The sequence below is a fragment of the Lysinibacillus sp. S1 genome (assembly GCF_044986265.1).
GTDB lineage: Bacteria > Bacillota > Bacilli > Bacillales_A > Planococcaceae > Lysinibacillus > Lysinibacillus capsici.
Map to the genome: position 1 here is coordinate 4663694 of NZ_CP173154.1, position 19901 is coordinate 4683594.

Sequence of the window (19901 nt, forward strand, 5' to 3'; positions counted from 1 at the left end):
TGCTAGAAAAGTAAGTGTCATCAAGCCCAGAAAAAATTCTGGGTTTTTCTTTATGACTAAGAAAGATGTATTATATTGTAAGGAAGTAATTTCTAACAGAAAAGGAGAGGAAAGCTATGATTAATCCTATTCCCATTTATCTACAGCAATTTGCAGGAAACGTCCAAATTATAGATGACGTTGAATCCCAGTTTCAGCTTCATTCTAGTGCAGGCAATGAACAATTTGAAATTTGGTATTACGGTGATTTGCTAATGATTGAAGGGGAGGAAATGCCTTATATTACAGGCTCAACCGCTAGAATCGTTGCTAAAGATCCTTTATCCGCCGAGGAAATTTTGCTCTTTGATGCGACTCTACATGGTTATAATGCGCTATTTTGTGAGGCGTATACAGAGAATCACCGTGACAACCGTCCTCTAGAAAAATATAATTTACCCGAAACAGAAGTCGTATTATCATTTTTCTATAACATCGACTATGACCAAGAAATAGACGACTATGAGGTAGATGAACAAGAAAATGTTCAACTTATAAATGGAGAAACCACTAATTGGGAAACGATTAAAAGAAATGGCTATGATGCATTTGCTTTTTATTTTAAAAAAGAAGATGGAACACTTTTAGCATTTGCTGAAGAAGAACTAGCCTAATAGGAAGGGATTTTCGCGAAATGCAACTCATACAATTTACACAAGATTTAGCAAATCCAATTCATCAATACCAATCCATCGATACATTTTATAGAAAAATCACGAAAACGGAAGTACCTACGACGATCGGTTTCATCTATATTGAGCCAGGCGGTGTGGTTGGTTTGCATGACGCGCCCATTCCACAGCTTTTTATCGTTATTAATGGAGAGGGATGGATTAGTGGTGAAGATGCTGAAAAAATCACGATAAAAACAGGACAGGGAGTACTATGGCATCAAGGACAGGCACATGAATCTGGTAGTATAACGGGCTTAACAGCACTTGTTATCCAAGCGGAGCAGATAAATCTTACATAAATAAAAGTGTAACGGTAGTTGCAAGAACCGTTACACTTTTTCATATTGTTTAACCAATTTAACTGTTTTAAGTAGATGGCCATCAAATTGTTCATCAAATTCTTCTATTGCTACAAATCCCTTTGCTTGATAAAAATGCATACCAAGTTTATTTTCTTTCTCTACACAAACAAATAAAGACGATAGATTTGGGAGCATGCGTAGTCCTTCCTGTAAAAGTGCAGTACCCACGCCCTTACCATGCATATCAGGATGTAAATAAATCGCATGTAGCTCCGCCTCACCTTGTGTTACATTTGAAAAATTAGCAAAGCCTACTAGCCATTCATCAAAAATTGCAACGAGAAACGGACTATTGATAAGACGTTCGATTAATCGTTCTCGACTATAAGCTAGTTGTAAAAAACGATCTTGAATGTCACGTGGAATGATTCCTTCGTATGTATGATGCCAGCTTATTCTAGCAATTTCTTGTACAAAAGTAATGTCATTTTCTTGCATCTGTCGTATAATAAGTGTCAACACTTTTCACCTGCTATTCCAATTTTTCTCTTTATTGTAACATTCAATCATTCAAAGGGGGTCACTTTCATGCAAGTAATTGAAAAAGCTTTTGGCTATATCACGAGAACGCATGAGGATCAATTACAGGTACTCGTATTTGAACAGAATTCAGTTGGGGCAGGTATCCAGGTGCCCAAAGGTACGGTTGAGGAAGGGGAAACACCTTTAGATGCTGTGAAACGTGAAATGCTAGAAGAAACAGGTCTAACCACACTTGTCGTTCAAGCGCTAATAGCACAGGACTATTTTAATCATCCATCAGGTGTTTTACAGAAACGGTATTTTTATCATTTAACATCCGATGAAACACGGGATGCATGGCAACATCATCCAACAGGCTTAAACGAAGGGGATTTAATCTTTTCATTCTATTGGATTTCAGCTGAGCAAGATGCCCTGCTAGCAAAGGGGCATGGCGATTATTTATACCGATTGTTAGCAAAGGTGAGAAATTGAACCTATTATAATAAAACCGCGTCAATTGGACGCGGTTTTTATGTTGATTCAATTAAGCCTTGGCAGCAATCTCTAGGGCTTGTGCAAAATCAGCAATTAAATCATCAACATGCTCAAGTCCTACAGAAAAACGTAGAAGACCATCTGTGATGCCTCGTTTAGCACGCTCTTCAGGCTCCATAGCAGCATGACTCATTTTTGCAGGGTAAGAAAGAATAGATTCTACTCCTCCAAGAGAGACCGCAAATACTGGAATTGTCATCGCCTCAACCAATACCTTTGCAGCTATATAGCTTGGTAGTCGGAAGGATAAAACGGCCCCAGGACTTGTGCTTTGACGTTGATGAATAGCGTAGCCAGGGTGTGAAGCAAGCCCTGGATAGTAGACCTGCTCAACTAGTGGATTGCTAGCCAAATACACAGCAATTTTTTGTGCAGATTCAGCAGAACGACTAAAACGTACATCTGTTGTTTTGATGTTTTGTAGTAGTGTGAATGAATCCTGTACACCTAAAATATTACCGAATGAATTTTGGATAAAGTAGAGATCCTGACCTAGCTTTTCATCGGCAGTAACCGTTAAGCCAGCAATAATATCAGAATGTCCAGATAAAAACTTCGTTGCACTATGAATGACGACATCTACACCAAGTTCTAGTGGGCGTTGGTGTAACGGTGTCATAAAAGTATTATCCAAGAATGTAAGGCAGTGGTGTTGCTTGGCAAGCGCCACTACACCACGAATATCTGTAATGCCTAACGTTGGATTTGATGGTGTTTCCATATAAAGTAGTTTTGTAGCTGGCGTGATTGCTGCTTCTACAGCTGCTAGATCCGTAAAATCTACAAATGTATGGGAAATCCCAAAGCGCGGCAACACCTTTGTTACAAAACGATAGGTTCCACCATAAACATCCTCAGTCATGACGATATGATCTCCCTGCGATAACAGCATTAATGCTGCTGATACGGCAGCGATACCAGATGAAAATGCATGGGCACGAACGCCACCCTCAAGCTCTGCTACAGCTTTTTCTAACGCATCTCTTGTAGGGTTGCCTGAACGAGCATAATCATATTCTCCAAATTCATCTATACTTTCTTGATGGAAAGTAGAGGACAGATACATCGGGACGTTAACAGCCCCTTTTTTATTACTATAGCCATCACGAACACCTGCGTGAATGAGGCTTGTTTCAATACGTTGCTTCATCAATTACGCCTCTTTTCTAAGGATATCAAACACTTGTCGTAAGTCTGCAATTAAATCTTCTGCTTCCTCAATGCCAACAGAGAAGCGTAATAAACGATCACAAACGCCACGCTCCACACGCTCTTCATAAGGCATATCTGCATGTGTTTGTGTAGCAGGATACGTAATAAAGCTTTCGACACCGCCAAGACTTTCAGCAAAAGTAATTAACTTTAAGTTACGAAGGAATGGGTCAATCCACTCAGGCTTTTGCAAGCGGAATGACAGCATGCCACCTTTTCCAGTATAAAGGACATCGGTCACTAACTCTTCTTCCTCTAAGTAAGCAGCAATAGCCTTCGCATTGGCATCATGTTGCTTTAAGCGTAGATGCATTGTTTTTAGACCACGAATAAGTAACCATGAATCCATAGCTCCTAACACCATGCCACTACCATTATGAATAAAGCCAATGCGTTCGGCTAATTCTGTGCCTTTAGCAACCACTAGCCCAGCTAAAACATCATTATGACCACCAATATACTTCGTTGCAGAATGAAGCACAATATCTGCGCCTAATTCAATAGGGCGTTGGAAGTAAGGCGTATAAAAAGTATTATCCACAATTAACCATGCCCCATGCTTATGTGCTAACTCCGCATACACTTGTAAATCAAACTCCTGCATAAGTGGATTTGTTGGTGTTTCAATAAATATTGCACGTGTATTTTCATTCATTAATGCTTCCACCTGTTCAACAGATTCAAATTTTGAATAAACAGGCTTAATATTATAAGTATCTTGGAAGAAATTAAAAAGTCTATATGTACCACCATATAAATCATCTGGCACGACTAATTCATCGCCTGGTTTAAATAGGGATAACACCAATTGAATGGCAGCCATCCCGGAACTACAGGCAAAGCCCATATCACCACCCTCTAAATCAGCAATTCCTGCTTCTAAAAGAGCACGTGTAGGATTTTTTGTACGTGTATAGTCAAAACCAGTAGATTCACCAATCCCAGTATGTTTATAAGCAGTCGATAAATGAATGGGTGGGCTCACAGCTCCTGTTGCTGGGTCACTTAAATTACCAAGTTGTACAAGCTTTGTTTCAATACTTCTGTTTAATGTCATGACGTCACTCTTTTCTTCAATATTATTAAAAGCAACAACTTTTGCTTTCAATTTAATAGTATTCTCAATAATTGTTACCAATTTAACATGGATACTAAAGAAGAACAAGGTGATTTCTGAAAATTAGCTAGATTATTTATAGTTAATCACCTAGGAATAGTAGGAGATTCCAGAATAAAGATAGAGCTAAAGAGAGGATAGTTTCAAGTTAGCGGATACAAGATAGAAAGTAGCGGATACAACGCGAAAAGTGGTGGATAGAGCAGACAAAGTGGTGGATAGGTTCTGAAGTAGCGGTTAGAACGTGAAAAGTAGCGGATACAACGTAAAAAATGAGGGATAGAGCGGACAAAGTGGGGGATAGGTTCGGAAGTAGCGGATAGAACGTAAAAAGTAGCGGATACAACGTGAAAAGTGATGGATAGAGCAGACAAAGTGGGGGATAGTTTTGAAGTAGCGGTTAGAACACAAAAAATAAAGGAGACAAAATAAAAACATCTGCCTCCTTTGAGAGACAGATGCTTTAACAACATGTTAGGCTTGTTCTTTTTTTAGCAAGTCGCGAATTTCTTTGAGAAGCTCTTCTTTGGCATCGAGTTCAGGTGCCGGTTCTTCCACGACTGCTTCTTCTTTTTTACGTGTGAGCTTTGTCATAATTCGTAAGGCCATAAAAATGGCAAATGCTATGATTAAAAAATCAATGATGGATTGTAGAAATACACCAAAATTGATTTGGGCTTCACCTGAGCCAAAAACAAAACTCTTTGTTAAATCAATACCACCTGTTAAAACACCGACTAATGGCATGATGATATTTTCAACTAAGGAGGTAACAATTTTACCGAAAGCACCACCAATGACTACTGCTACTGCTAGATCGACAATATTGCCTTTCATCGCAAATTCTTTAAAGTCTTTCCACAAAATAAATTCCTCCCTATTATTATCCAATAAACGAATCAATCTGTATTTTACTATATTTTTAGCAAACCTTTCAACTGCTTTCATGGTGGAAATGATGTACTTTCATAGATGTGGAAGACTTCATTCTTTCAAAATGAAAAGATATACTGCACATTACGGAAAATTTGGTAATATAGAAAAAGAATACTAGATTAGGTGTGACGTATGGCAAAGAAAAAGAATAACAAACCTCTGTTATCACCCGCGACAAAATTGGGTATGATAGCATTATTGATTCCAATTGCAATTACCGTGTATGTTCTCACATTTTTTGCTTGGAAGGAGCTTCAAACATTACCGATATTCGAAAAGCTTGTCCAGCAAAAGGCAATTGAGGAGATTCAACAGCATTTCGATATGAAAATTCCTGAGCAATACATTCCCGTTTATGTAGCTGCAGAAGAAAAATATGGTGTACCCTGGACATTACTTGCTGCGCATCATCGTATTGAAACACGGTTTTCTACGGTAAAATCAATGGTATCATCTGCTGGGGCAGAGGGGCATATGCAAGTGCGACCATAAGGTCATATAAGAAATCTCCACTAGCAAGGAGTAGGCGAGACTACAATGCCTATCATTACCCAACTTATCCGTGAGGGAAACCAAATATCGGGGAGTGTAGCATGTTGGGAAAGCTATAAGTTATCGAATCATCACGTTACGACTGAATAGCAAAATGAAAAGATGTAAACGAGGATAAAAGCTATACTGCCTGAATGACAGTCCGAGGGGGTTATTGGCCCACCTATGATGGAAGATGATTATTTACGTCATACAGCGAAACAGATTGGTTAATTGGAAGCCACATCTGAATACACTTTGATGAATTGCATGTCAACAGTGAGTAGTCTATCGCTGACCAACTACCATAAGTAGTAAAGGACGAACGTCATATCCGACATTACATCATGCTTGTTCTTATATGTACTAAATGGTGATTACCTACGTCAGAATGCTTATGTTAAATTAAGCTATGCAAAATGCCTTCGGGTGACAAATTCCAAGTGCAAAACACAAGGAAGATGATGCTGAATATCTGATATGGTAACGGAGTTCTCGTAGTAGTCCGAGATGGGGAAAGCCCATTACATGGCGAAGGAGAACAGCTTATCAAGTCTAACTAAAATTGGAAAGGAGCGTGAGGCTCTATGAGAAGTCCAAACACTGTGTTAGACAGTCTAACGAAACAATCAAAACGCGAAGATTACAAATTCGAACGAATCTATCGAAATCTGTATAACGTGGAATTCTACTTAATGGCTTACGCAAAGATTTATGCGAAAGAAGGCAATATGACACAAGGTGTCGATGGACAAACCATTGATGGTATGAGTCTAGAACGTATTGAAAGATTAATTGAAAGCCTAAAAGATTGTAGTTATCAACCAAAACCGTCCAAAAGGGTTTATATTCCAAAAAAGAACGGTGGTAAAAGACCATTAGGTATACCATCTTTCGAGGATAAACTAGTTCAAGAAGTAGTACGAAATTTACTTGAAGCTATGTACGAAAAAACTTTCTCAATACACTCTCATGGTTTCAGACCAGAAAAAAGCTGTCACACTGCACTTATGCAAGTAAAGGACAGATTTACTGGAGTTAAATGGTTCGTGGAAGGTGATATTAAGGGATTCTTTGATAACATTGACCACCATAAACTAATTGAGATTTTAAAAAGAAAAATTAATGATGACAAATTCATCGATTTAATTTGGAAATTTCTTAAAGCAGGTTTCCTAGAGGACTGGCAATATCATAAGACGTACAGTGGTACTCCACAAGGTGGAATTATCAGCCCCATCCTATCGAATATCTACTTAAATGAGTTAGATAACTTTGTATCAGCTTATAAAGACAGATTTGATAAAGGCAAGGGTCGAAAGCGCCTAAAAGAATACCGTACAAGAGAAGCTAGGCTATACCGAGCAAACGCAAGGTATAAGGAAATATGGGAAGAAATGAATGAGGAAGAAAAAGAACAAGCACTTCAACACTTGGACGAGTTGAAAAATCACATGATGGAATTACCTTATAAAGACCCTATGGATGAAAACTACAAACGAATACAATATGTGCGATATGCCGATGATTTCTTAATTGGTGTGATTGGAAGTAAGGAAGATTGTCAGCAAATAAAACATGACATTAGTACATTTCTTAAAGACGAAATGAAAATAGAGTTATCACAAGAAAAAACGCTCATTACACATTCTAGTAAAAGAGCAAGATTTCTTGGGTATGATATTAAAATTAGTCATGATAACAAAACGACAAAATACACAGCAAGTGGACATAAACAACGTACACGCACAATGAGTTGTGAACTTCTTTTACCACATGAAGTATGGCGAAATAAATTAATCGAATACAAAGCGCTAGAAATAGATAAAAAAACACAAAAATGGAAGTCTACTCATCGAGCGCATCTTCTTCAAAACGATGACCTTGAAATATTGACAATCTATAATGCAGAAATCAGAGGTTTATATAACTACTACAAGCTAGCGAACAATGTATATAAACTAGATGGATTTAAATTCATCATGGAATATAGCATGTATAAAACATTCGCAAATAAATATAAATCAAGCGTAAGAAAAATTCACAGAAAATACAGTATCAACGGAGATTTTGCGGTGAGATACAAAACTGCCAACGGCAGTAAAATCGCCTTCTTCTACAAAGATGGATTCAAAAAGAAACTATTACCATCCTCATATGCCGATGTTGATGTTATTTCTAAGACAAGAAACATCATTTACAACCGAACAGGTCTTATTGAAAGACTTGTAGCAAAGGAATGTGAATGGTGCCATGCCACAAATGTGGATCTAGAAATTCATCACATTAAAAAGTTAAAAGACCTTGAAGGCAAAAAGAAATGGGAAAAGCGTATGATTGAGAGAAACCGTAAAACGATGGCACTATGCAAGAAATGCCACTTAGATTTACATAACGGTAAATTAGACTGATAGGTGGAGAGCCGTATACGCTGAGAGGTGTACGTACGGTTCGGGGAGGAGTTCCTGGAAACCTAGCATAGAAATATGCCAAGGCGCTGGGTTCTTACTCTACTTCATGCCCTGTACATTCGTTGGCTGGCAGCATCCCACATGCTCAGGTTTGGGAAAAGGAAGCATCACAAAAACTGAATTGATGAGTCCTGAGACGATTGCTAAATATGGAGGATATGGCGTTGACGCAAATGGGGATGGAATAGCTGATCCCTATGATATTGAGGATGCAGTATTTAGTGCTGCGAATTACTTATCCAAATACGGTGCTGCGACAGGGAATATTAAGAAAGCTGTTTATCAATACAACCATAGCGAGAAATATGTTGAGGATGTGTTATATTACTACCAGTTGTATGATGATTTTCACGATGAACTCCAAGCAGCTGTTCTCTTACATGAAAAAAAATAAAGAGCCATCACATTGGATGGCTCTTCATTACATATTTAAGTTGCTTTACGCATACCTTTTAAAATAAGGCTGACGATAAAGATCAACACGATGGCACCGATTAGTGCTGGGAACACGTAGAAATCACTTACTCTCCAGCCCCAGTTCCCTAAAACCATACTACCAATCCAAGAACCGACAATCCCTGCAATAATATTCCCGATGATGCCGCCTGGTACATCTTTACCTAAAATGACGCCAGCTAGCCATCCAAGAATTCCTCCAATAATTAAATACCAAATGAAACTAATCATTACTTTCATCTCCTTAAATTTAAGATATAATGGCGATTACTTAGTTATACCCTGAATGGAGTAGATTAAACACTGTGATTTTGTTTAGTAATTATTACATGTTGTAAATAAGGCTGTAGACAAGTGAATGCAGCTCCTTTGCTGTGCTCACTTTATAGCTAATCCACCTGCATAAACTACCGTGAAAATGTCCACATTAACTACAATTACTTCTATATTGTACATACACCGATTATCGCTTACTTCTATAGTATGTTCATGTATTCAATTCGTACCAGAAATGCATGCAACGCCCAATCGCCAGTAACAATAAAAAACAGCCATTTAACTAAATTATTTACTACAATAGCCTTTTCATTCGTGAAAAAATACATTATTTTTTATTGAAACAGAATGTCAATTCTATGTGCAATTCCTTATTTCTTTGGGAGAATTTTTTGTGTAGAAAAAGAAAAATGGGTAAATTTCCACTTTTTAATAGTTTGAAAATTCTGTATAAAGGGATTATAATGTAGAAAAGGAGCGTGGTCATATGAATATGGCTGTTATGAAACGTTTAAATCGTCAAGGCTTTTTAATTGCTGGTTTGCATTTATTAGTAATGCTAAATCTTGCAGCTGATTTCTTATACGCATCGTAACCAATTTAATAGAAAGGTGAATGAAATGTTTATACCATATTAAAACAACCGTGTAGTCTTATTGTAAAACAGGCTCACGGTTGTTTTATTATGCTTAATTAACTGAAAAAAGGAATTATTCTGCTAAATGTCAAATACATAGTTTATACAAGGGAGTGATGAAATGACGTCAAGATTGGATCAAGCATTTTGTGATTTGGAAAGACCATTTGCATGGTTAGATTTAGATGCACTAGATAAAAATATACAAATGGTTCAAGATGCTTGTGGGGGAAAACAAATTCGTATTGCAACAAAATCGATTCGTTCTATTGAGGTCCTTCGTTATATACAAAAAAAACTTGTGAATGTTGTGGGGTTTATGACATTTACTGCAGCAGAGACCCTTTTTTTATTAGAGCAGCAGTTTGATGACTTATTGCTTGGCTATCCAGTAATGGAGGAAGCAACGATTCGTCGATTGTTGCATTTTGTAAAGGAGGGAAAAATCGTCACCTTTATGGTAGACAGACAAGAACATATCCAACTATTGGCGAAATTAGGACAAGAGATTGGCGTACGTGTACAGGTTTGTATTGATCTTAATGTTTCTAATGATTTTAAAGTATTGTATTTTGGAACAAAACGTTCGTCATTGTCTTCTCTTGAAACGTTGACACCTTTTTTACAAACCATTCAAAACACCCCTGTAATTGAAGTGGTAGGAGCGATGGGCTATGAGGCTCAAATAGCAGGGGTGGGCAATCGTCCTGCAAATGCTTTAAAAGGTAGAGTCATAGAAGCCATGCAAGTACAAGCCAAAAAGCAAGTAACGCAGTTTCGTCGATTAGCGATCGCCCATATCAAGGCTTATTTTCCAAATCTACGCTTTGTTAATGGTGGAGGATCAGGAAGTATGACGTACACCAATCAACAGAAGGAAGTAACGGAAATTACAGTTGGCTCGGCTTTTTATGCACCCGCATTGTTCGATCAATTTACACATTTACAGCTAGAAAAGGCTGCTGGATTTGCCTTACGTGTAACAAGAATGCCTGAAAAAAATATCGTTGTTTGTCATGGGGGAGGCTATACGGCTTCTGGAGCCATTGGGATGGATCGTTTGCCTGTATTCTATGACCCTACCACTTTTGCATATCTTAGCCTAGAAGGCGCAGGGGAAGTGCAAACACCTATTAAGGTCAAAGGGAAGATTATCAATATTGGCGATACCATTTATTTTCGACATGCGAAGGCAGGAGAGCTTTGTGAGCGTTTTCAGGTCCTGCATGCTATTCGTGGTGACAAGTATGCAGGACATTACACAACATATAGGGGAGATGGACAATGTTTTCTATAGAAAAATGGCGAAATGGTGAAAAGTGGACAAACTGGGCTGGGAATGTTATTTCCTATCCGAGTGAAATGTATTTACCACACTCTATTGATGAAGTTTCAGCAATTGTGAAGCATGCGTGTCAATCAGGAAAGACAATCCGTGTCACAGGTGCTGCTCATTCTTTTAGCGCTGTGGCTATGCCTGAGCATATAGCAATTTCCTTACATAATCTGCGTGGATTAATCGCTGTGAATGAGGAAAGGCAGGAGGCAACATTATGGGCGGGGACCTACCTATATGAAATTGGACCAATGCTAGCGAAACACGGTTTTGCGTTAATCAATATTGGCGATATACAGGAGCAAACCATTGCAGGGGCAGTGTCAACTGGCACACATGGCACGGGGGTTACACTTGGTTCTCTATCGTCAGCTGTCCAGGCATGGGGATTTGTAGACGGTACTGGTACTTATCAGGAACATAGGAGAGGTATGGATGATTTATCTGAAGCGCTGCATGTATCTCTTGGGATGCTAGGTGTTCTGGTCAAAGTAACGATTAAGGTCATACCACTATATGGTTTGCATTATGTGGGGGCAAGAGAAACATTGACAAATGGTCTCTCGTTATTTGCGGAGGATATTCGTCAACATCGTCATGTGGAGTGGTTTTATTTCCCTGGTAGTGAAACAATTCAAGTAAAACGGATGAATGCGGTCGCGCCTGTTTATCAAAGTGAATGGAATAAAAAAATAGAAACGTTAAAGCTACAAATAGTAGAAAACGGGGCTTTCTTTGCGATGTCAGAGCTTTGTAAGTGGAAACCTGGTTTAAGTAGTGCCATGAGCAAGATAGCGGCTGCCAATGTGGTAGAAAGTGAAAAAGTAGGGATAAGCTATGAAATTTATCCCTCACCTCGTAGCGTGAAGTTTCAAGAGAGTGAATATGCCATCCCTTTATCACAGTTTGAAGCTTGTTTGGAGGAAATCCATGCAACCTTTAAAAAAGGGACTTTTAATGTTCATTTTCCTTTAGAGTGTCGAACAACTGCAGGCGAAGCAGGTTTTTTAAGTCCAACACAAGGGCGTGAGTCGGCTTTTATAGCCTTTCATATGTATAAGGGAATGGCAGAAGAGCCTTACTTTAAATGGGTGCATACATTGATGCAAAAATATGAAGGTCGTCCTCACTGGGGAAAACAACATCATTTAACAGCGCAAACGGTCTATGCGTTGTATCCAGAGATTGAAAAGTTTTTAAGCATTCGACACCAATACGATCCTGAACAAATATTTTTTACAGGATACTTAAAAAAGTTGTTTCTATTGTAAGCGTTATCTCTAGGATTGGATAACTTAGCTTATTCAAATATATGGGAATTTTTTATTTATCCATTTTTGTTTATTATTAAAAAATTAAAATTTGAACGAAATGTCAAAATTTTTATCAAAGCGAGATAAAACTGATGCTTAATCAGCATGTAAACGATTTCAATTTTGACAGATTTTTTGAATTGTTTAAACAATTCAAAAAATAGTGTTGACGAGACCTTTTTTTCGTACTATGATAACAACAATTTAACACGTTCGTTACAGCAGTAGTCGTCTAAGAGGCTATTACTCTATAAACAAAAATTAAAAAGACAGAACATTTTGTCTATAGCAACGAACATAGTATGGATAGCAATGAGGGGCGTTTAAAATGAGAAGTGACATGATTAAAGTAGGCGTAGATCGAGCGCCACATCGAAGTCTTTTATATGCAACAGGCAAAGTAAAAGCAAAAGATCTAGGCAAACCATTTATTGGGGTTTGTAACTCTTATATCGACATAATACCAGGTCACGTTCATTTACGTACGTTCGCTGATGTAGTGAAAGAAGCTATTATTGAAGCGGGTGGTATTCCATTCGAATTTAATACAATTGGTGTCGATGATGGTATTGCAATGGGGCATATTGGTATGCGTTATTCCTTACCAAGTCGTGAAATTATAGCAGACTCTGCTGAAACAGTTATTAATGCACATTGGTTTGATGGCGTATTTTATATTCCAAACTGTGACAAAATTACACCAGGAATGCTTATGGCAGCAGTTCGTACGAATGTACCATCTATCTTTGTTTCAGGTGGTCCAATGGAGGCAGGAACTTCTGCAGCAGGGAAACAGCTTTCCTTAACATCTGTGTTTGAAGGTGTAGGAGCACACAAATCAGGAAAAATGTCTGCGGAAGAGCTGTTGGATATTGAGAATAATGCTTGTCCGACGTGTGGCTCATGCTCAGGCATGTTTACAGCAAATTCAATGAACTGCTTAATGGAAATGTTTGGTGTTGCTTTACCTGGAAATGGTACAATCGTTGCCACTTCTGAAGAGCGTCACAAGCTGATTAAAGAAGCAGCTAAGCAATTAATTCGCATGGTCAAGGAAGACGTTAAACCTCGCGATATTATTACAAAAGAGGCAATTGATGATGCTTTTGCTCTTGATATGGCAATGGGGGGCTCCACAAATACAGTTCTTCATACATTAGCAATTGCCAATGAAGCCGAAATAGATTACAACATTGAAGATATTAATAAAGTAGCGGAAAGAGTGCCTTATTTAGCAAAAATCATGCCTGCTTCAGATATTTCAATGGATGATATTAATAAAGCAGGTGGAGTAAGTGCCATTATTAATGAATTAACATCTATTCCAGGTGCTATTCATCCAGACCGTCCAACCGTAGCAGGCGTTACAATGGGTGAGCTTGTCAAAGATTATCACATCACGAATGATCAAGTCATTCGAACAAAAGACAATCCGTATAGTGCTGTAGGTGGATTATCAGTTTTATTCGGTAACATCGCACCAGATGGCTCTGTTATTAAAGTAGGGGCCGTTGATCCTTCTATCAAAGTATTCAAGGGCGAGGCAATTGTCTTTGATTCACAAGAAGCAGCACAAGAAAACATTGATAATGGAACGGTGAAGGAGGGCCATGTAGTCGTCATTCGCTATGAAGGACCTAAGGGTGGCCCAGGGATGCCAGAAATGCTTGCACCAACATCTGCCATTCAAGGTCGAGGCCTTGGTACAAAGGTTGCATTAATTACAGATGGTCGTTTCTCAGGTGCATCTCGTGGTATTTCAATTGGCCATATTTCACCAGAAGCTGCTGAAGGCGGTCCAATCGCTTTAGTAGAAAACGGAGATATTATCGAAATTGATCTACCAAATCGTACGATTAATTTACAAGTTTCAGATGAAGTTTTAGCTGAACGTCGTGCAAAATTACCAGTCTTTGAGCCAAAAATCAAACGTGGTTGGTTAGCAAGATATTCAAAATTAGTGACGAGCGCTTCCACTGGAGGCGTAATGAAAATTTAACAACTAGATAAATAAAAACGTTGATGAGGTTAAAGGTTCTAGAGCCTTGTATCTACCAGAGAGCCGGTCGTGCTGGAAGCCGGCGATACAACTAGATCCGACATCCCCTCGGAGTGGGCTATTAAACGTGTTTACACCATTAGATAGCTCCGGGCATAGTCGAAAGTGCTCGTTATTAATGAATAAATGTTTTATGGCACTATATTGGATGCGATGTCTTTCGCATTGGTGCATAAATGCTGTCATTTATTCGCGAGGTAGCAATTATTTGCTATAAAAAAGGGTGGTACCATGGAAAGTCTTTTTCATCCCTACGTAAGGTAGTTCTTTGCGTGTGGAGAAAAAGGCTTTTTATTATTTTCACGATGCAATTGAACAGCCTCTCAACGAAAAGGATGAGAGGAATAGTCAATCCAGCTATTGACACTTCACTAATCTACAACACTGATGTGTGAGTTTGAAAGAAATGAAGGAGGCATAATTTGATGAGTGCGAATGTTTCAATCAATGAACAAGAACAATTAGCTACAACAGCAACAGCTGAACAAACCTATCAAGCGAAGGACGGTGCAGATGTATTAGTGCAGGCATTGCACGATCAAGGGGTTGAAATTGTCTTTGGCTATCCAGGAGGAGCCGTATTACAAATTTATGATGCGATGTATAAAAACCCAATTCGCCATATTTTAACAAGACATGAACAGGGTGCTATTCATGCGGCGGAAGGCTATGCTCGTGTTTCAGGTAAAACGGGCGTTGTTATTGCCACAAGTGGACCTGGTGCAACAAACCTTGTAACAGGTATTGCGGATGCCATGATCGACTCTATTCCATTGGTTGTTTTTACAGGACAGGTTGCGACATCTGTGATCGGTACAGATGCTTTCCAAGAAGCCGATATTATGGGGATTACAACACCGATTACAAAGCACAACTATCAGGTGCAGGATGTCAATGATATTCCCCGCATTGTGAAGGAAGCTTTCCATATCGCTAGCACAGGTCGTAAGGGACCAGTTGTCGTGGATTTCCCAAAAAACGTTTCCCAAATGTTGTTTGATGTAGAGAATCCACCGCAAGCACCTGATGAAATTTATTTACCAGGCTATCAGCCAACATATAAACCAAATTATCTACAAGTCCAAAAGGCGATTCAAGCCATTTCATTGGCAAAAAACCCAATCATCTTAGCGGGTGCAGGTGTTCTTTTTGCGGATGCACGTGAGGAATTAACGACTTTCGCAGAAAAATATCGTATTCCAGTAACGAACACATTGCTAGGATTGGGCTCCATCCATGGTGAACATGACTTATTCCTTGGGATGGCTGGGATGCATGGTACAGCTACAGCAAATACAGCGATCACAAAATCCGATTTATTACTCAATATTGGGGCACGTTTTGATGATCGTCTAACAGGTAATCTAGCTACATTTGCACCAAATGCAACGATTATCCATATCGATATTGATCCTGCTGAAATTGGCAAAAATGTACCGACAGATATTCCAATTGTTGCTGATGCCAAGGAGGCTTTAAAAGCACTATTGAAAAAGGATTTCCAAGGTCCTGATACAGCCGATTGGTTAGCTTATTTAAGGAATCATGCGATGGAATATCCATTATGGTATTGCAAGGATACAAATACGCAAGAMATCCTACCACAAGWGGCATTGCAATTAGTGCACAARGTAACKGAAGGTAATGCCATTGTGACGACAGATGTTGGGCAGCATCAAATGTGGRCAGCGCAATATTATCATTTAAATAATGATCATTCATGGGTAACGTCTGGTGGACTTGGTACGATGGGCTTCGGCTTCCCGGCCGCAATTGGCGCCCAATTTGCGAAGCCAGACAAAAAAGTTATTTCGATTGTAGGAGATGCAGGATTCCAAATGACGGCACAGGAGCTATCCATCCTACAGGAATTTAACTTACCAGTAAAAATAGTGATTTTGAATAATAGCTGTCTTGGCATGGTACGTCAATGGCAACAAACATTCTATGAAGAGCGCTATTCATCATCACTTATGCCGATCCAACCAGATTTTGTTAAGTTAGCTGATGCTTATAACATTAAAGGTTATCGTATTAACACAATCGATGAAGCAGAGTCTATTTTCCGTGAGGCACTGTTGTCTGATGAGCCAGTATTAATTGACTGTCGAGTGAAACAGCTTGAATGTGTTTACCCAATGGTAGCACCTGGCACAGGCTTACATGAAATGATTGGGGTGAAAAAAAATTGAAGCGAGTAATTACCGTAACTGTGATTAACCAAAGTGGTGTATTAAACCGTTTGACAGGTTTATTGATGAAGCGTCAGTTCAATATTGAATCGATTACAGTAGGTCATACGGAGCAACCGAATTTTTCAAAGATGACCTTCGTTGTCAACATAGAGGACGAACGCAAAATTGAGCAACTAGTGAAACAGTTATCCAAGCAAATTGATGTGTTAAAGGTCAATGACATTACCGATAAATCGATTGTTCTGCGAGAGCTAGCACTAGTAAAGGTGATTTCCCCACCAAATTTACGTTTGGAAATGAATTCAATTGTTGAACCGTTCCGCGCCCAAATTATTGATACAGCCAAAAATGTTGTGACGTATCAAGTAGTAGGGCATCCAGAGAAGATTGATGCCTTTATCGAACTCATTCGACCATATGGCATTAAAGAACTTACACGTACAGGGGCAACTGCCTCCGTTCGTGAAACACAAAAAGTCTCAAACCCGCAGCTCTCTATTTTAAAATAGTTTGCATATAAAAATGAATAGCTTTATAGACAGAGCAAGTATCTAAAGCTATAAAAAACAAATCATATTCTAGGAGGAAATTAACAATGGCTACAATGTACTATGAGCAAAATATCAACGAGGACGTATTAAAAGGAAAGAAAATCGCAATTATCGGTTACGGTTCACAAGGTCATGCACATGCTTTAAACCTTAAAGAATCAGGTTTTGACGTGGTAGTAGGGGTTCGTCCAGGTGGATCCTTCGATGCGGCAAAAGCAGATGGTATTGACGTGAAAACAGTGGCTGAAGCAGCACAAGAAGCAGATGTTATCCAAATTCTACTACCAGATGAGCGCCAAAAAGCAGTTTATGAAGCGGAAATTGCGCCACATTTACAAGCTGGTAAAGCATTGATGTTTGCACACGGCTTCAATATCCATTTCGGTCAAATTACACCACCAGCAGACGTTGACGTATTTTTAGTAGCACCAAAAGGACCAGGACATCTAGTTCGTCGTCAATTCCAAGAAGGTKCTGGGGTACMARSACTATTCGCTATTCACCAAGATGCTACAGGMCAAGCAAAAGATTTAGCGCWTGCGKWTGGTAAAGGAATCGGTGCTGCACGTGGTGGGCTTCKTGAAACAACATTCAAAGAAGAAACAGAGACAGATTTATTCGGTGAACAAGCGGTACTTTGTGGTGGTGCAACACAGCTAGTAAGAGCAGGATTCGAAACATTAGTAGAAGCTGGTTATCAACCAGAATTAGCCTACTTTGAAACACTACATGAGCTTAAATTAATTGTTGACCTAATGTTTGAGGGCGGTATGGCAACAATGCGCTACTCAGTTTCAGATACAGCAGAGTGGGGAGATTATGTTGCAGGACCACGCATTATCGATGAGTCTGTAAAAGCTCGTATGAAAGACGTATTAACAGATATCCAAGATGGTACATTTGCTCGTCGTTGGATTCAAGAAAATGAAAATGGTCGTCCAGAATATACAAAATTCAAAGAAGCTGGTGCGAACCATCAAATCGAAGAAGTAGGCGCAAAACTACGTGCTATGATGCCATTCATCAACGAAGGTAAAGAAAAAGTTGTGAGAGAAGTGGCGACAAGTGCGAAAAATTGATATTTTCGATACTACGCTTCGCGATGGTGAACAATCTGCTGGGATCAACTTAAACACAGCCGAGAAGRTTGAAAWTGCCAARCAATTAGAGCGCCTTGGTGTGACAATTATAGAAGCAGGATTTCCTGCTTCGTCACCCGGTGACTTTGATGCAGTCCATCGCATTGCAGGTACAGTAAAAAATTCCATTGTGACGGGGCTAGCTCGCTGTATCCAAAAGGATATTGATGCTACATGGGAAGCGATAAAAGTAGCACAACAGCCACATATTCACATTTTTCTAGCCACATCACCTATTCATATGGAATACAAATTAAAAAAATCCCCTGAGCAAGTGGTGGAGCAAGCGGTAGAGGCTGTTAAATACGCTAAAAAGTACTTCCCACTTGTACAATGGTCTGCCGAGGATGCATTCCGCTCTGATCGTGAATTTTTAGTGCGAATTATGAACGAAGTGGTTGCTGCTGGTGCAACAACGATTAATGTTCCAGACACTGTAGGGTATGCATCCCCGCAAGAATATGGTGCATTATTTAAGTTCCTACTGGAAAATGTCAAAGGTGCTGACAAAGTGAAATTCTCTGCCCATTGTCATGATGATTTAGGGATGGCAACAGCTAACACGATTGCCGCAATAGAAAATGGTGCTGCACAAGTCGAAGGAACAATCAATGGTATCGGCGAACGCGCAGGTAATGTGGCACTCGAGGAAATTGCTGTAGCACTTCATATTCGCAAGGATATTTATCAGGTGCAAACGGGCATTCAGTTGCAAGAAATTAAACGTACGTCTCAATTAGTCAGTAAATTGACAAATGTTGTGATTCAGCCAAATAAAGCGATTGTAGGAAGAAATGCTTTTGCACACGAATCGGGCATCCATCAAGACGGTGTCTTAAAAAATCCAGAAACCTATGAAATTATTTCACCTGCTTTAATCGGCGAAGGTGAGATTCCATTAGTTCTCGGGAAACATTCTGGTCGTGCAGCCTTCCGTGATCGTGCGGAAACAATGGGCTTCCATCTTTCTGATGAAAAGYWGAACAAASCAWTTGTGGAATTTAAAAAATTGGCTGATCGTAAAAAAGAAAGTACAGAGGAAGATTTACTTACTCTTCTTACTGAGCAACAAGTTCAAGTAGAAGATGTACCACTCTTTGAGTTGAAAATGGTGCAGGTGCAATATGGTACTGAAAATATTCCTACAGCTACAGCCATTGTGCTTACACCTGAGGGACTAGAAAAAACCGTTGTAGCTACTGGCTCTGGTTCTGTAGAAGCAATTTTTAATACACTGGAGCAACTTGTACCTGGAGCTGTACATGTCATTGATTACCGTGTGACTTCGGTTGGCAAAGGACGAGATGCACTGGGTGAAGCGGTTATTAATATTCGCTATGATGAGGTTTCGACTACAGGCCGTAATTCCTCTCAAGATGTTTTAGAAGCATCGGCAAAAGCTTATTTAAATGCTATTAACCGTSATTTAATTCAAGCAAGCCTTCGCGCACATCCTGTATAGGTTTCTGAGGTAGTGAATTGTATGAAGTACCATTCACAAGTCGGATGCAATGATGTCATGGCGTATTGTATCAATTAACCAAAAATTACGCTTAGACGTAATGACTACGCTCACC

17 protein-coding genes and 1 pseudogene are annotated in these 19901 nt (G+C 39.2%); 13 read left to right on the forward strand and 5 right to left on the reverse strand.

Going from position 1 to position 19901, the window contains the following annotated elements; genetic code table 11:
• Nucleotides 1-116: 116 nt before the first annotated feature.
• Together ACHZEU_RS23515 and ACHZEU_RS23520 are read left to right on the forward strand one after the other, a co-directional pair.
• Nucleotides 117-653, forward strand: a complete 537-nt coding sequence (locus ACHZEU_RS23515) for a hypothetical protein (RefSeq protein ID WP_279495376.1) — start codon at nucleotides 117-119, stop codon at nucleotides 651-653.
• A gap of 20 nt (nucleotides 654-673) precedes the next feature.
• Nucleotides 674-1012 (forward strand): cupin, encoded by a 339-nt coding sequence (locus ACHZEU_RS23520; protein ID WP_279495374.1) that lies wholly within the window; start codon nucleotides 674-676, stop codon nucleotides 1010-1012.
• A 30-nt stretch (nucleotides 1013-1042) separates the two neighbouring features.
• Here the strand turns inward: ACHZEU_RS23520 and ACHZEU_RS23525 are convergent, their stop codons facing one another.
• The gene (locus ACHZEU_RS23525) at nucleotides 1043-1534 is read right to left on the reverse strand and encodes a GNAT family N-acetyltransferase (protein ID WP_004231387.1); all 492 of its coding nucleotides are present in this window, start codon (nucleotides 1532-1534) and stop codon (nucleotides 1043-1045) included.
• 69 nt (nucleotides 1535-1603) lie between these two features.
• On the opposite strand from ACHZEU_RS23525, the gene ACHZEU_RS23530 reads away from it, so the two are divergent.
• Entirely contained in the window at nucleotides 1604-2032 is a 429-nt protein-coding gene (locus ACHZEU_RS23530) for an NUDIX domain-containing protein (RefSeq protein ID WP_004231389.1), read from the forward strand.
• Between the two features lie 52 nt (nucleotides 2033-2084).
• Here ACHZEU_RS23530 and ACHZEU_RS23535 read toward each other — a convergent pair whose 3' ends face one another.
• From ACHZEU_RS23535 to mscL, 3 genes are all read right to left on the reverse strand, one after another.
• On the reverse strand, nucleotides 2085-3245 hold the full coding sequence (locus tag ACHZEU_RS23535; protein ID WP_279495372.1) for an aminotransferase class I/II-fold pyridoxal phosphate-dependent enzyme: 1161 nt from the start codon (nucleotides 3243-3245) through the stop codon (nucleotides 2085-2087).
• Nucleotides 3246-3248: 3 nt separating this feature from the next.
• Nucleotides 3249-4364 (reverse strand): methionine biosynthesis PLP-dependent protein, encoded by a 1116-nt coding sequence (locus tag ACHZEU_RS23540; protein WP_026023403.1) that lies wholly within the window; start codon nucleotides 4362-4364, stop codon nucleotides 3249-3251.
• A gap of 534 nt (nucleotides 4365-4898) precedes the next feature.
• On the reverse strand, nucleotides 4899-5288 hold the full coding sequence (gene mscL, locus ACHZEU_RS23545) for a large conductance mechanosensitive channel protein MscL (RefSeq protein ID WP_009370295.1): 390 nt from the start codon (nucleotides 5286-5288) through the stop codon (nucleotides 4899-4901).
• A gap of 204 nt (nucleotides 5289-5492) precedes the next feature.
• On the opposite strand from mscL, the gene ACHZEU_RS23550 reads away from it, so the two are divergent.
• From ACHZEU_RS23550 to ACHZEU_RS23560, 3 genes and pseudogenes are all read left to right on the forward strand, one after another.
• Nucleotides 5493-5852 carry a hypothetical protein gene (locus ACHZEU_RS23550; RefSeq protein WP_279495370.1) on the forward strand — a complete coding sequence of 120 codons (360 nt, stop codon included), beginning with the start codon at nucleotides 5493-5495 and terminating at the stop codon, nucleotides 5850-5852.
• Nucleotides 5853-6478: 626 nt separating this feature from the next.
• Nucleotides 6479-8302 carry a reverse transcriptase/maturase family protein gene (locus tag ACHZEU_RS23555; protein ID WP_207889227.1) on the forward strand — a complete coding sequence of 608 codons (1824 nt, stop codon included), beginning with the start codon at nucleotides 6479-6481 and terminating at the stop codon, nucleotides 8300-8302.
• Between the two features lie 100 nt (nucleotides 8303-8402).
• Nucleotides 8403-8756, forward strand: a pseudogene (locus tag ACHZEU_RS23560) (lytic murein transglycosylase); the annotation flags it as partial.
• A 35-nt stretch (nucleotides 8757-8791) separates the two neighbouring features.
• Here the strand turns inward: ACHZEU_RS23560 and ACHZEU_RS23565 are convergent.
• Nucleotides 8792-9049, reverse strand: coding sequence for a GlsB/YeaQ/YmgE family stress response membrane protein (locus tag ACHZEU_RS23565; protein ID WP_004231402.1), 258 nt, complete (start codon nucleotides 9047-9049; stop codon nucleotides 8792-8794).
• Nucleotides 9050-9852: 803 nt separating this feature from the next.
• Here ACHZEU_RS23565 and ACHZEU_RS23570 point away from each other — a divergent pair.
• The 7 genes from ACHZEU_RS23570 (at nucleotide 9853) to ACHZEU_RS23600 (ending at nucleotide 19786) form a co-directional block, all read left to right on the forward strand.
• On the forward strand, nucleotides 9853-11028 hold the full coding sequence (locus ACHZEU_RS23570; RefSeq protein WP_279495359.1) for an amino acid deaminase/aldolase: 1176 nt from the start codon (nucleotides 9853-9855) through the stop codon (nucleotides 11026-11028).
• Nucleotides 11016-12338, forward strand: coding sequence for a D-arabinono-1,4-lactone oxidase (locus tag ACHZEU_RS23575; RefSeq protein ID WP_279495356.1), 1323 nt, complete (start codon nucleotides 11016-11018; stop codon nucleotides 12336-12338). Before ACHZEU_RS23570 ends, ACHZEU_RS23575 begins: the two co-directional genes overlap by 13 nt.
• Nucleotides 12339-12708: 370 nt before the next feature.
• Nucleotides 12709-14379, forward strand: a complete 1671-nt coding sequence (gene ilvD, locus ACHZEU_RS23580) for a dihydroxy-acid dehydratase (RefSeq protein ID WP_279495354.1) — start codon at nucleotides 12709-12711, stop codon at nucleotides 14377-14379.
• A 485-nt stretch (nucleotides 14380-14864) separates the two neighbouring features.
• Nucleotides 14865-16631: a biosynthetic-type acetolactate synthase large subunit gene (gene ilvB / locus ACHZEU_RS23585; RefSeq protein WP_404803829.1), complete on the forward strand. Its 1767-nt coding sequence runs from the start codon at nucleotides 14865-14867 to the stop codon at nucleotides 16629-16631.
• Entirely contained in the window at nucleotides 16628-17143 is a 516-nt protein-coding gene (gene ilvN / locus ACHZEU_RS23590; protein ID WP_016991907.1) for an acetolactate synthase small subunit, read from the forward strand. Before ilvB ends, ilvN begins: the two co-directional genes overlap by 4 nt.
• A gap of 86 nt (nucleotides 17144-17229) precedes the next feature.
• Entirely contained in the window at nucleotides 17230-18264 is a 1035-nt protein-coding gene (ilvC, locus tag ACHZEU_RS23595) for a ketol-acid reductoisomerase (RefSeq protein ID WP_404803830.1), read from the forward strand.
• Nucleotides 18251-19786, forward strand: coding sequence for a 2-isopropylmalate synthase (locus ACHZEU_RS23600; RefSeq protein ID WP_404803831.1), 1536 nt, complete (start codon nucleotides 18251-18253; stop codon nucleotides 19784-19786). The genes ilvC and ACHZEU_RS23600 overlap by 14 nt, the downstream gene beginning before the upstream one ends.
• Nucleotides 19787-19901: the final 115 nt, after the last annotated feature.

Coding starts and splice junctions, on each gene's coding strand:
- ACHZEU_RS23515 (WP_279495376.1), top strand. CDS start 117: ATGATTAATCCTATTCCCATTTATCTACAGCAATTTGCAGGAAACGTC.
- ACHZEU_RS23520 (WP_279495374.1), top strand. CDS start 674: ATGCAACTCATACAATTTACACAAGATTTAGCAAATCCAATTCATCAA.
- ACHZEU_RS23530 (WP_004231389.1), top strand. CDS start 1,604: ATGCAAGTAATTGAAAAAGCTTTTGGCTATATCACGAGAACGCATGAG.
- ACHZEU_RS23535 (WP_279495372.1), bottom strand. CDS start 3,245: ATGAAGCAACGTATTGAAACAAGCCTCATTCACGCAGGTGTTCGTGAT.
- ACHZEU_RS23540 (WP_026023403.1), bottom strand. CDS start 4,364: ATGACATTAAACAGAAGTATTGAAACAAAGCTTGTACAACTTGGTAAT.
- ACHZEU_RS23550 (WP_279495370.1), top strand. CDS start 5,493: ATGGCAAAGAAAAAGAATAACAAACCTCTGTTATCACCCGCGACAAAA.
- ACHZEU_RS23555 (WP_207889227.1), top strand. CDS start 6,479: ATGAGAAGTCCAAACACTGTGTTAGACAGTCTAACGAAACAATCAAAA.
- ACHZEU_RS23565 (WP_004231402.1), bottom strand. CDS start 9,049: ATGATTAGTTTCATTTGGTATTTAATTATTGGAGGAATTCTTGGATGG.
- ACHZEU_RS23570 (WP_279495359.1), top strand. CDS start 9,853: ATGACGTCAAGATTGGATCAAGCATTTTGTGATTTGGAAAGACCATTT.
- ACHZEU_RS23575 (WP_279495356.1), top strand. CDS start 11,016: ATGTTTTCTATAGAAAAATGGCGAAATGGTGAAAAGTGGACAAACTGG.
- ilvD (WP_279495354.1), top strand. CDS start 12,709: ATGAGAAGTGACATGATTAAAGTAGGCGTAGATCGAGCGCCACATCGA.